The organism is Streptomyces sp. NPDC043427 (genome assembly GCF_056436655.1).
This window is the reverse complement of record NZ_JBWKCC010000013.1, coordinates 115,937-128,592: the sequence shown is the minus strand read 5'-3', so window position 1 is coordinate 128,592 and position 12,656 is coordinate 115,937. Positions and strand designations below refer to the sequence as shown.

At 69.4% G+C, this 12,656-nt stretch carries 9 protein-coding genes; 7 read left to right on the top strand and 2 right to left on the bottom strand.

What is annotated here, in order from left to right; genetic code table 11:
• Positions 1-107: 107 nt before the first annotated feature.
• A complete protein-coding gene (locus AC067M_RS21905) occupies positions 108-1,577 on the bottom strand; it encodes a CCA tRNA nucleotidyltransferase (RefSeq protein WP_478698682.1) in 1,470 nt (489 codons plus the stop codon).
• Positions 1,578-1,854: 277 nt separating this feature from the next.
• On the opposite strand from AC067M_RS21905, the gene AC067M_RS21900 reads away from it, so the two are divergent.
• The 7 genes from AC067M_RS21900 to trxA all read left to right on the top strand — a co-directional run bounded on the left by AC067M_RS21900 (position 1,855) and on the right by trxA (position 11,628).
• Positions 1,855-4,242 (top strand): DUF6049 family protein, encoded by a 2,388-nt coding sequence (locus AC067M_RS21900; protein ID WP_478698681.1) that lies wholly within the window; start codon positions 1,855-1,857, stop codon positions 4,240-4,242.
• A 44-nt stretch (positions 4,243-4,286) separates the two neighbouring features.
• A complete protein-coding gene (gene murJ / locus AC067M_RS21895; protein ID WP_478698680.1) occupies positions 4,287-6,566 on the top strand; it encodes a murein biosynthesis integral membrane protein MurJ in 2,280 nt (759 codons plus the stop codon).
• 137 nt (positions 6,567-6,703) lie between these two features.
• Entirely contained in the window at positions 6,704-8,431 is a 1,728-nt protein-coding gene (locus tag AC067M_RS21890; RefSeq protein WP_478698679.1) for a protein kinase family protein, read from the top strand.
• 27 nt (positions 8,432-8,458) lie between these two features.
• Positions 8,459-9,184, top strand: a complete 726-nt coding sequence (sigM, locus tag AC067M_RS21885) for an RNA polymerase sigma factor SigM (RefSeq protein WP_478698678.1) — start codon at positions 8,459-8,461, stop codon at positions 9,182-9,184.
• Complete coding sequence (locus AC067M_RS21880; RefSeq protein WP_478698677.1) at positions 9,181-10,119, top strand: anti-sigma factor; 939 nt, start codon at positions 9,181-9,183, stop codon at positions 10,117-10,119. The genes sigM and AC067M_RS21880 overlap by 4 nt, the downstream gene beginning before the upstream one ends.
• Before the next feature lie 167 nt (positions 10,120-10,286).
• Positions 10,287-11,255 carry a thioredoxin-disulfide reductase gene (gene trxB, locus AC067M_RS21875; RefSeq protein ID WP_478698676.1) on the top strand — a complete coding sequence of 323 codons (969 nt, stop codon included), beginning with the start codon at positions 10,287-10,289 and terminating at the stop codon, positions 11,253-11,255.
• A 40-nt stretch (positions 11,256-11,295) separates the two neighbouring features.
• On the top strand, positions 11,296-11,628 hold the full coding sequence (gene trxA, locus AC067M_RS21870; protein WP_478698675.1) for a thioredoxin: 333 nt from the start codon (positions 11,296-11,298) through the stop codon (positions 11,626-11,628).
• Positions 11,629-11,723: 95 nt separating this feature from the next.
• Here the strand turns inward: trxA and AC067M_RS21865 are convergent, their stop codons facing one another.
• Entirely contained in the window at positions 11,724-12,341 is a 618-nt protein-coding gene (locus AC067M_RS21865; RefSeq protein ID WP_478698674.1) for a GNAT family N-acetyltransferase, read from the bottom strand.
• Between the last annotated feature and the right edge of the window lie 315 nt (positions 12,342-12,656).

Here is a 12,656-nt window from a genome sequence, read left to right as displayed (position 1 = left end):
ACAAGTCGGCAGACGGCAATGGGGCGGTGTTTCACGTGAAACACCGCCCCTTCGCGCATCCTGCACGGGGTCATGTTTCACGTGAAACATGACCCCGTTTCGCGCGCTCAGCTCTGCTCGTCGGCCCACCACTCCTTGAGCGCCGCCTCCGCCGCTGCACGCTCCATCGGACCGTTCTCCAGGCGCAGCTCCAGCATGTGCTTGTATGCCTTGCCGACCGCCGGCCCCGGTCCGACGCCCAGGATCTCCATGATCTGGTTACCGTCGAGGTCGGGTCGGATCGCGTCCAGCTCCTCCTGTTCCTGGAGCTGGGCGATGCGCTCCTCCAGGCCGTCGTACGCGCGTGAGAGTGCGGCCGCCTTGCGCTTGTTGCGCGTCGTGCAGTCCGAGCGGGTCAGCTTGTGGAGACGGTCGAGAAGCGGGCCGGCGTCACGGACGTAGCGACGGACCGCGGAGTCCGTCCACTCACCGGTGCCGTACCCGTGGAAGCGCAGGTGGAGTTCGACCAGCCGCGAGACGTCCTTCACCAGCTCGTTGGAGTACTTCAGCGCCGCCATGCGCTTCTTGGTCATCTTGGCCCCGACCACCTCGTGGTGGTGGAACGAGACCCGGCCGTCCTTTTCGAAGCGACGAGTGCGCGGCTTGCCGATGTCGTGCAGCAGGGCGGCCAGGCGGAGGGTCAGGTCGGGACCGTTCTCCTCCAGCGCGATCGCCTGCTCCACAACGATCAGGGTGTGCTCGTAGACGTCCTTGTGACGGTGGTGTTCGTCGCTCTCCAGCCGCAGGGCGGGCAGCTCGGGCAGCACGTGGTCGGCGAGCCCGGTGTCGGCCAGCAGGGCCAGTCCCTTGCGTGGGTTCGCGGAAAGGATCAGCTTGTTCAGCTCGTCCCGGACCCGCTCCGCCGAGACGATCTCGATACGGTCGGCCATCTCGCTCATCGCGGTGACGACCTCAGGGGCGACCTCGAAGTCGAGCTGTGCGGCGAAGCGTGCGGCGCGCATCATCCGCAGCGGGTCGTCGGAGAAGGACTCCTCCGGAGTGCCCGGGGTGCGCAGCACCCGCTCCGCGAGGTCGCCAAGGCCGCCGTGCGGGTCGATGAACTCTTTCTCCGGGAGCGCCAGGGCCATCGCGTTCACGGTGAAGTCACGGCGGACGAGGTCCTGCTCGATCGAGTCGCCGTAGGACACCTCGGGCTTGCGCGAGGTGCGGTCGTAAGCCTCCGACCGGTAGGTGGTCACCTCGATCTGAAAGGTTCGATCAGCGTCTCCGACACGGGCACTCTTGTGTGCACCGACCGTGCCGAACGCGATCCCGACCTCCCACACGGCGTCCGCCCACGGCCGAACGATCTTGAGGACGTCCTCGGGGCGGGCGTCGGTCGTGAAGTCCAGGTCGTTGCCGAGCCGGCCGAGCAGCGCGTCCCGGACCGAGCCGCCGACCAGGGCGAGTGAGAACCCGGCTTCCCGGAAGCGGCGGGCGAGGTCGTCGGCGACAGGAGCGACCCGCAGCAGTTCACTCACCGCGCGGTGCTGCACCTGGCTCAGGGCACTGAGGTTGTCTTCGTTGGCGTTCGGCACAACAGAAGAGGGTACGTGGCCGGGCGCGCCGCCAGCGCCCCCATTACGGGCCGGGGCCTCCGGGAAGAGGGTGCAGAGACCTCCCCCATACCCACACAGGATCGACGCGGGCGGCGGGCGGAGGGGCGCTCCCTTCAAACGGGGATATAGGGGACGGCCCGCCCGCCTTCTCCGATCTTGTGGAGCAGACCGCGGCACTTCCCCTCAGCGCGCATCGTTACCATGCGTGGACGCACATTCCGACGACCACTGACGACGACGAGGGACGGGCGAACGCGTGGCCGAGGCGGCAGACTTCCAGGGGATGAGTCCCTCACCTGCCCGCCGGTGGCTGCGGCGCACCGGCGCACTGCTCGCCGGGGCGCCTCTGCTGGCCGGTCTGCTCCAGCTGCCCGCCTCCTCGCCCGCGCAGGCCGCCGGCCAGGACGCCATGCGCGACGCCTCGGGCTCGGGCACGGTGGCTGTCTCCGTCGACTCCCTCAGCCCCAGCGCCCCCGCCGAGGGGGACACCGTGACCGTCTCCGGCACGGTCACGAACAACGGCAAGCAGGCGGTCACCGACGCCCACGTGGGCCTGCGGGTGGGGTCCGCGCTGCCCACCCGCTCGGCGATCGACTCCACCGCCAAGCGCACCGACTACATGCCGGGCGCCGACGGCTCCGAGGTGGGCGGCAAGTACGTCGAGAAGTTCTCCAAGCTCGCCCCCGGCGTCGCAGAGCCGTTCAGCATCTCCGTACCGGTCGACAAGCTGGACCTGGGTGAGGACGGTGTCTACCCGCTCGGGGTCTCGCTCTCCGGTCAGACGTCTGCACAGTCGTGGGACCAGGTGCTGGGCATCCAGCGCACGTTCCTGCCGTGGCAGCCGGACGAGGCGGAGACGAGGACGAGGACCACGGCTCTGTGGCCGCTGATCTCCACGGCGCACATGACGGCGGAGACCGGGTCCAACGAGCAGCAGACGCCGGTGTTCTCCAACGACGACCTCGCCAAGGAGATCGCCCCCGGCGGTCGGCTGGACCAGATGGTCTCGCTGGGCAAGGACCTCGACGTCACCTGGGTGATCGACCCCGACCTGCTGGCGTCCGTCGACGCGATGGTGGACGGCTACCGGATTCGCGGCGCGGGCGACACCACCACGGTGGGCACACACCAGGCGGTCGCCAAGCGGTGGCTCGACGAGGTGCAGAAGGCGGTGGCGGGCAAGGAGGTCGTCGCCCTGCCCTTCGCCGACCCGGATGTGGCCTCCCTCGCCCACAACGGCACGAACGTCACCGGTTCCCTGAGCCAGCTCAAGGAGGCCACCGACGTCGCCGCCACCACGGTGGGGACGATCCTCCATGTGACGCCGAGCACCGATTTCGCCTGGCCCGTGGACGGCGCCGTCGACCCGTCGATCGTCAAGGTCGCCACCTCCGCCGGCGCGGACAAGGTGATCGCGCGCGGTGACAGCCTGACGGAGACGGGCGGCCTGACGTACACGCCCTCCGCGGCCCGCCCCATCGGCGGCGGTACGACGGCGGTGGTCGCGGACGCCCGGATGTCGACGGCCTTCCAGGGCGACCTGACGAAGGCGTCCTCGTCGACGCTCGCCGTGCAGCAGTTCCTCGCGCAGAGCCTGGCGCTGGATCTGCAGACGAACAAGCAGCGCAGCATCGTCGTCGCCCCGCAACGCATGCCCACCGCGAGCCAGGCGAAGACCATGGCCGAGGCGCTGACAACGCTCCAGGACAGCACCTGGTCGGAGTCCCAGGGCCTCACGGCGGCCGCCAAGGCCAAGCCTGACCCGGGCGCCACCACGAAGGTCCCGGACGCCTACCCCTCCTCGCTGCGCAAGCAACAGCTGCCGCGGTCGGCCTTCGGCGTGATCGCGAACACCCAGGACAAGCTCGACCGGTTCCAGGTGATCCTCACCGACGAATCGCGCGTGGTGACCCCCTTCGGGCGGGCCCTCAACCGGGAGATGTCCACCTCGTGGCGTGGGCGGAGCACCGAGGCGAGCACCTTCCGCCAGGGCGTGGAGGCGTATCTCGACGACTTGGCCGAGCAGGTCAAGCTGATCGACAAGTCCGAGACCAAGCTCTCCGGCCGCAGTGCCACGATCCCCGTGACGGTGCAGAACAACCTGGTGCAGGGCGTCGACCACCTGGTGTTGCGGCTCACCTCGACGAACCCCACCCGCCTCAAGATCGGCGGCGAGGACTACGACGAGCAGCCGATCACGGTCTCCGGCGGGCACAGCCAGACGGTGAAGTTCACCACGTCCGCCAATGCCAACGGGCGGGCCACGGTGATCGCCCAGCTGTACACGGAGGACGGCCAGGCCTACGGTGACGCCGTCACCTTCGACGTGAAGGTCACCGAGATCACAGCCACCGTGATGCTGGTCATCGGCGGCGGCGTCCTGCTGCTCGTCCTCGCCGGCTTCCGTATGTACACGCAGCGCAAGCGCGCTGCAGCCCGGGACGCCGAGGAGGACGGCCCCGACCCCGAGGCCGGAGAGGCCGCCGACGGCCCGGAGAACCCCGAGGGCACCATGGACCGTCTCAGGAAAGAGTCCGGCGCTCGGTCCGGGGCAGGCGACCCGGAGCAGCCGAGTGACCCGACCCCGGACACCGCAGCGGAAAACGCCGACCCGTCCGGCACGGGTGAGAGAGTGGACCGTTGAGGATGTCGTGGCCGGTGGGCCGGGGACGATGAGGTGGGGTAACCATGAACGCGCCGTACGACGGTGACCGCGGCCAGGCCGCGGGCAGCTCGGGGTACCCCGAGGGCCCGCCGCCCGAGCACGGTCAGGTGCCGCCGCAGCACCCCGCGGACATGTACCTCCAGGACGCCTACAGCCAGGACCCCTACCAGGCACAGGACCTCTCCGCCCAGGACCCGGTCGCCGAGGCGCTCTACGACCGTGCCGCGCACCCCCCGCCGCCTCCGGGCACGTACCAGCCGCAGCAGCCGCTCTACGGCCGGCCGCCGCAGTCGCCGTACGCCCCGGACCCGCAGGTGTGGGCGCAGACCCCGGCGCCGGAGCCGGGGGGCCCGACCCAGTACCTGCCGTACGGCGACGACCCTCGCACCACCCAGTTCGTGGGCGTCGACGACCTGGTCAGTCAGGCCGGCGAGGAGCGTCACGAGCCGGACGCCTTCGCGCACCTCTTCCGGGACCAGCAGCAGGGCGGTCTGCCGCAGGGTGGCCTGCACCCGTCGGTGGAGTCGCCGGCGGTTCCCGGCCCGGCCGCGGCTCCGGTCGGGGGCCAGGGACCGTCGCAGTACCAGGGACCACCGCAGTACCAGGCGCCGACAGCGGCGCCCGAGCCCGAGGCGCCACCTGTCCCGGCGCCCGCACCGGCGGCCAAGAAGGGCGGCAAGGCGGCGGGTCTGCTGAAGTCCAGCGCCGTGATGGCGGCGGGCACCATGGTCTCCCGCCTGACCGGTTTCGTCCGCTCGGCGCTGATCGTGTCGGCCCTGGGCCTCGGGTTCCTCGGCGACTCCTTCCAGGTCGCGTACCAGCTGCCGACGATGATCTATATCCTGACCGTCGGCGGCGGCCTCAACTCCGTCTTCGTGCCGCAGCTCGTGCGCGCCATGAAGGAGGACGACGACGGCGGTGAGGCCTTCGCCAACCGTCTGCTGACCCTCGTGATGGTGGCTCTGGCCGCGCTCACGGGACTCGCGATGTTCGCGGCCCCGCTGCTGGTCCGCATGCTGGCGAACCCGGTCGCCGAGAACCCCGCGGCCAACGAGGTCGCCATCACCTTCACCCGCTACTTCCTGCCCTCGATCTTCTTCATGGGCATCCACGTGGTGATGGGACAGATCCTCAACGCCCGGGGGAAGTTCGGCGCGATGATGTGGACCCCGGTCCTGAACAACATCGTCATCATCGTGACGCTCGGCATGTTCATCTGGGTGTACGGCACCTCGGCGGACTCCGGCATGGAGGTCACGAACATCCCGCCGGAGGGTCAGCGCCTCCTCGGCGTCGGCATTCTGCTCGGTCTGGTCGTCCAGGCCCTCGCGATGATTCCGTACCTGCGCGAGACCGGCTTCCGGATGCGGCTGCGCTTCGACTGGAAGGGCCACGGTCTCGGCAAGGCCGCGATGCTCGCCAAGTGGACCATCCTGTTCGTCCTCGCCAACCAGGCGGGCGCGCTCGTGGTCACCCAGCTGTCCATCGCCGCCGGTACCGAGTCCCACGTCAAAGGCACCAGCTTCGCCGCCTACGCCAACGCCCAGCTGATCTGGGGCCTGCCGCAGGCCATCATCACCGTCTCCCTGATGGCCGCGCTGCTGCCGCGCATCTCGCGCTCGGCGGCCGAGGACGACTCGGGCGCCGTCCGCGACGACATCTCCCAGGGCCTGCGCACGACGGCCGTCGCGATCGTGCCCATCGCCTTCGGCTTCGTGTCCCTCGGCATCCCGATGTGCACCCTGGTCTTCGGCTCCTCGGGCACCAGCGAGGCGACCAACATGGGGTACATGCTGATGGCCTTCGGTCTCGGCCTGATCCCGTACTCCGTGCAGTACGTCGTCCTGCGCGCCTTCTACGCCTACGAGGACACCCGGACGCCGTTCTACAACACGGTGATCGTGGCGGCCGTCAACGCCGCCGCCTCCGGCGCCTGCTACCTCGTGCTCCCGGCCCGCTGGGCCGTGGTCGGCATGGCCGCCTCGTACGGCCTCGCCTACCTGATCGGCGTCGGCGTCGCCTGGCGTCGCCTGCGCAAGCGCCTGGGAGGCGACGTGGACGGCGCCCGAGTCCTGCGGACCTACGCACGGCTGAGCATCGCCTCGGTGCCCGCCGCGCTGCTCAGCGGCGCGGCCTGCTACGGCATCGGACACACGCTGGGCCAGGGCGTCCTCGGCTCCTTCGCGGCGCTCATCGCCGGTGGTGCCGTCCTTCTCGCCGTCTTCTACATGGCCGCCCGCCGCATGCGTATCGAGGAGCTCAACTCGCTCGTGGGCATGGTGCGCGGGCGGCTGGGCCGCTGAGAGGGGGTAAGCGCACAACCATCGTCCGCCACCGCGTGTCGTGCATAGCGGCGGACTGTGGGCACAATTGGTTTCGGCGTCGGACGGCGCGCACGGTTGTCGAACGGCGCGCATTGGATGGGGAGGCAGGAACGACGGTGGCGGAACGGAGCACGGCTGCCGTCGACGTGGCAGACAACAGCGGCGACAAGCCGCTGACCGCACAGGCGGACCAGTCCACGGCCGACGGGGTGGCCCAGAACCGGGAGCGGGACACGGACAACGACGAGGCACAGGGGAGTGGCGGGACCCAGGGTCCCGGTAAGGCCTCACCGCCCGAGCTGCACAGCGGCCACAAACTCGCCAGACGCTACCGCCTTGAGGAGTGCGTCACCCGTCTGGACGGTTTCAGCAGTTGGCGTGCGGTCGACGAGAAACTACGTCGCGCCGTCGGCGTCCACATCCTGCCCGCCGACCACACGCGGGCGCGTTCCGTGCTGGCCGCGGCCCGCTCCTCCGCGCTGCTCGGGGATCCCCGCTTCGTCCAGGTCCTGGACGCCGTCGAGGAGAACGACCTCGTCTACGTCGTGCACGAGTGGCTGCCCGACGCCACCGAGCTGACCACGCTCCTCGCCTCCGGTCCGATGGAGCCGCACGACGCCTACCAGATGGTCAGTCAGATCGCCTCCGCCATGGCCGCCGCGCACCGCGAGGGCCTGGCTCATCTCCGTCTGAACCCCAACGCCGTCCTGCGCGCCTCGACCGGCCAGTGGCGCATCCGCGGTCTCGCCGTGAACGCGGCCCTGCGTGGCATCAGCTCCGACACCCCGCAGCGCACCGACACCGAGGCGATCGGCGCCCTGCTGTACGCCGCGCTCACCCAGCGCTGGCCGTACGAGAGCGACGCCTACGGCCTGTCCGGGCTCCCCAAGGACGTCGGTCTGATCGCACCGGACCAGGTGCGTGCCGGCATCCATCGCGGTCTGTCGGAGCTGTCGATGCGCGCGCTCGCCAACGACGGCGCGACGGCCTCCCGCCACGAGTCCCCGTGCACCACGCCGGAGGAGCTGGTGAAGGCGATCGGCGAGATGCCCCGCATCCGCCCGCCGGAGCCCGCGTTCCCCGCGCCGCCCGAGTACCAGCGCACCACGTACCAGCAGGGCACCTACGGCCGTTCCGCGCCGCACCCCGGTGCCACCCAGCCGGTTCAGGCGCCGCCGCCCCCGCTGCAGAGCCGTACCGGCAGGGCCCTGAAGTGGGCCGTCTCGGCGCTACTCATCGCGGCGCTGGGCCTGGGCAGTTGGCAGCTGGCGGATGCCCTCATGGATCAGGGCAACCAGTCCGACGACACCAACCAGACGCAGACCACCGACGGGAACGACAAGAACGGCGACAAGACCAAGCCGGTCAAGACCCTCCCCATCAAGGGCGCACAGGAGTACGTGGCGAGCGGAGACGCCCAGGCGCCCGAGGACGTCGCGAACACCTACGACTCGGACAGCTCCACGTTCTGGCGCACCAAGCGCTACAACGGCGGTCCGACGCTGGCTCCCTACAAGCCGGGTGTGGGCATCGTCTACGACCTCGGCTCGTCCCAGCAGGTCTCGGCCGCGTCAATAGGGCTCCGATACCCGGGCGACCACACGACGGTTCACCTCTACGCCACGGACTCGCTCTCCCCGTCGACGGGGATCGAAGGGATGGAGGAGATCGGAACCGCCACCACGAGTGCCACCTCTCTCCACGTGAAGGCGTCGAAGGCGTCGAAGACGGTGAAGACGCAGTACGTGCTGCTGTGGGTGACGGCCGTGCCGAAGGCACCCACCGACGGCTACAGCACCTCCGGATACAAGCAGGCCATCACCGACGTGAAGTTCACGGGCTGACGTCTCACCGAAGGGGGAGGAGGTCCGATGGCGGAAGGCGCCGGATACGACGAGACGAGCGATCAGGATCTGCTCGCCCGTCACGTCGAAGGCGACCCCGACGCCTTCGGTGAGCTCGTACGGCGACACCGCGACCGGCTGTGGGCGGTGGCGCTGCGCACACTGGGGGACCGCGAGGAAGCCGCTGACGCGGTCCAGGACGCCCTCGTCTCCGCCTACCGGGCCGCCCACACCTTCCGCGGCCAGTCGGCCGTCACAACATGGCTGCACCGCATCACGGTGAACGCCTGCCTCGACCGTGCCCGCAAGGCCGCCTCTCGGAAGACCTCGCCGGTCGACGACACCGAGCGGCTGGAACAGTTGCTGGAGCCGCACGAGTCGGCCTCGGCCCCGGCGGAGCGCAACGATCTGCACCGCCAGCTCCTCGAAGCACTCGGCACCCTCCCACCCGATCAGCGGGCGGCCCTCGTCCTGGTGGACATGCAGGGCTACCCGGTCGCCGAAGCCGCCCGCATGCTCGACGTCCCGACCGGAACGGTGAAGAGCCGCTGCGCCCGGGGCAGAGCCAGACTCCTCCCTCTGCTCACCCATCTGCGGCCGGAAAACACCGGTGAGACCACGCAACCGGGCCAGGGACGGAACCGGGCGCAGGGGACATCCGTCCCACCTGCAGCGGGCCCGCACGACACGGGCCCCCGTGATCCAGGGTCAAGCGATTCAGCTGCTGTGAAGGGCGGAGGTGGGCGAGCGTGACATCCACGACAGACACGGCCGGGCACCCGGACGTCGCGGAGATCTCCGACCTCACCGAGGGCCTGCTCCCCCCGTCCCGCAGCGCAGACGTACGGCGGCATCTGGACGACTGTGAGCTGTGCGCGGACGTCCACGCCTCCCTGGAGGAGATTCACAGTCTGCTCGGCTCCGTCCCGGGCCCGCCCCGCATGCCGGCCGATGTCGCGGGCCGTATCGACGCGGCTCTCGCCGCCGAGGCCCTGCTGAACGCCACGGCGCCCGATCACCCGGATGCACCGACGCCGGGCGACACGGCCCGGGACTACACGGCCCAGGCGGTCTCCAGCATCGACGACAGCAGGCGCGTTTCACGTGAAACATCGCCCGCAGCGGATCGTCCAGCAGGCCACGCCCGCGGCTCCGCCACCGGCCCGGGCCGCAAGAACCGTCTGCGGGGCAAGCGCCGCAAGGTCGCGGTGTTCGGCGCCGCCTTCACGGCCGCCGCCCTGGGGCTCGGGTCCGTGCTGCTGACCTCGCTGATGGGCGGGTCCCCTTCCGGTCCCAAGGCAGAGGGCCGACACACCACCGCCGCCGACACGTTCTCCGAGGGAAAGCTGGAGAAGCAGGTTGAGGGCCTCCTTGCCAAGAGCAAGAGCTCCGGGGGAGGTTCACGCACCCCGGATCAGGGCGTGGAGGGCGGCCCCGACGGCGCGAGCCCCAAGATTTTCAGGCAGCCCATGGTTCCCCCGTGCATCCAGAAGGGCATCGGTCGGAGCGACCAGGCGCTGGCCACCCAGGAGGGCGTGTACGAGGGGCAGGACGTTCTGCTCGTCGTCCTGCCTGACACCTCCGACGCGACCCGGGTCACCGCGTACGTCGTGGAATCTGCGTGTGTGGCACACCCGTCCGCCACCAAGGCAGAGATCCTTCTCAAGGACTCCTACACACGTCCCTGAGCGTCAGGGCTTCGCCTCTGTGCTGCGTGGTATCCCGTACGGTGTCGCCTGGCCGTGTGCCCGGACACACCGGGAATGCGCGCCCCTTAGGATCCGTTGGGTGGGGTGAGAGTTCAGACAGGCTCCCACCGGTCGACCGATGCAGACCAGAGACGAGGAATCAAGCCGTGAGCGACGTCCGTAACGTGATCATCATCGGCTCCGGGCCCGCCGGCTACACCGCGGCGCTCTACACCGCGCGAGCATCGCTGAAGCCGCTGGTGTTCGAGGGAGCCGTCACCGCGGGTGGTGCGCTGATGAACACGACCGAGGTGGAGAACTTCCCGGGCTTCCAGAGCGGCATCATGGGCCCCGAGCTCATGGACAACATGCGCGCCCAGGCCGAGCGCTTCGGCGCCGAGCTCATCCCGGACGACGTCGTCTCCGTGGACCTGGCCGGCGAGATCAAGACGGTCACGGACACCGCCGGTACGGTCCACAAAGCGAAGGCCGTCATCGTCACCACCGGGTCCCAGCACCGAAAGCTCGGCCTACCGAACGAGGACGCCCTCTCCGGCCGGGGTGTCTCCTGGTGCGCCACCTGTGACGGCTTCTTCTTCAAGGACCAGGACATCGCCGTCATCGGCGGCGGTGACACCGCGATGGAGGAGGCCACCTTCCTCTCGCGCTTCGCCAAGTCCGTGACGATCGTCCACCGCCGGGACACTCTGCGCGCCTCCAAGGCGATGCAGGAACGCGCCTTTGCCGACCCGAAGATCTCGTTCGTCTGGGACAGCGAGGTCGCCGAGGTCCAGGGCGACCAGAAGCTGTCCGGTCTGAAGCTGCGCAACGTCAAGACCGGCGAGCTCTCCGACCTGCCGGTGACCGGCCTGTTCATCGCGATCGGCCACGACCCTCGCACCGAGCTGTTCAAGGGCCAGCTGGACCTCGACGAGGAGGGCTACCTGAAGGTCGAGGCACCGTCGACCCGAACCAACCTGACCGGTGTCTTCGGCGCCGGTGACGTGGTCGACCACACCTACCGTCAGGCGATCACCGCCGCCGGCACCGGCTGCTCCGCTGCTCTCGACGCCGAGCGTTTCCTCGCCGCCCTCGCGGACGAGGAGAAGGCCGAGCCCGAGAAGACCGCTGTCTGACCCCCATCCGCCCCACGCACCAACCAGTAAGGAGCCCGCTGTGGCCGGCACCCTCAAGAACGTGACCGACGACTCCTTCGAGCAGGACGTCCTCAAGAACGACAAGCCCGTCCTGGTGGACTTCTGGGCCGCCTGGTGCGGTCCGTGCCGCCAGATCGCTCCGTCCCTCGAGGCCATTGCCGCCGAGTACGGCGACAAGATCGAGATCGTCAAGCTGAACATCGACGAGAACCCGGGTACGGCCGCCAAGTACGGTGTCATGTCGATCCCGACGCTGAACGTCTACCACAACGGCGAGGTCGCGAAGACCATCGTCGGCGCCAAGCCGAAGGCCGCGATCGTTCGTGACCTCGAGGACTTCATCGCCGAGTGACGTTCCTGGTCGCCGAAGCGGCGACATGTTTCACGTGAAACACGAATGGGCCAACCCTTCCGGGTTGGCCCATTCGCTTGCCTGAACCTGGAACCTCATAGCGGGCGCAGCGCTGGTTCCTTCTGCACGGCCCCCAGCAGCCGGTCCAGCGCCATCTCCACGTCTTCCTTCCAGGAGAGCGTCGTCCTCAGCTCCAGCCTCAGGCGGGGATACGTGGGATGCGGCCGAACCGTCTTGAAGCCCACCGACAGCAGATGGTCTGCCGGAAGGACACATGCCGGCTCCTTCCAGCGGGCGTCGCCGAATGCCTCGATGGCTTTGAAGCCCCGTCGCAGCAGATCCTTGGCGACCGTCTGGACCATCACCCGGCCCAGCCCCTGCCCCTGGTACCCCGGCATGATGAACGCCGTAATCAACTGGACCGCGTCCGGCGATACAGGGCTGGTGGGGAACGCCGTCGAGCGGGGGACATAGGCAGGCGGCGCGTAGAGCACAAAGCCGACCGGGACCTCATCGACGTACACGACCCGTCCGCACGAGCCCCAGTCCAAGAGAACGGCGGAGATCCAGGCTTCCTTCTCCAGCGCCGACGTGCCCGCCCTTACCGCGGCCTCACCGCTGACTGGGTCCAGCTCCCAGAAGACGCACGTGCGACAGCGGTGGGGAAGGTCCTGAAGGTTGTCCAGCGTGAGCGGTACGAGCCGACGCCCCATGAAGGCTGTTCCTCGCTTCCTTCGCCCGCAGCAGTGCGAGCGGCTGTCAGAGCGCTCCGTTCCCTGAGCAGACTGCCGACGAATCCGCCGACTGCCCCCAGCCCCAGTCCGGCGCTCATGAGTCCGGTCCGGCTCATCGTTCGCAAGGCCCCCGCCTCTCACTCGGAGATGTTGCCAGGTGGATGCGCTATACCCCACCGCATCGTATCCACGATGCGATGCGATCGATACTGCCTCAATGCAAAGAGCGGGCCGTCACCGGCGTGAACCGGGCGCAGCCCGCTCTCAGGCCGGCCGAGCGCAGACCCGGCCGAC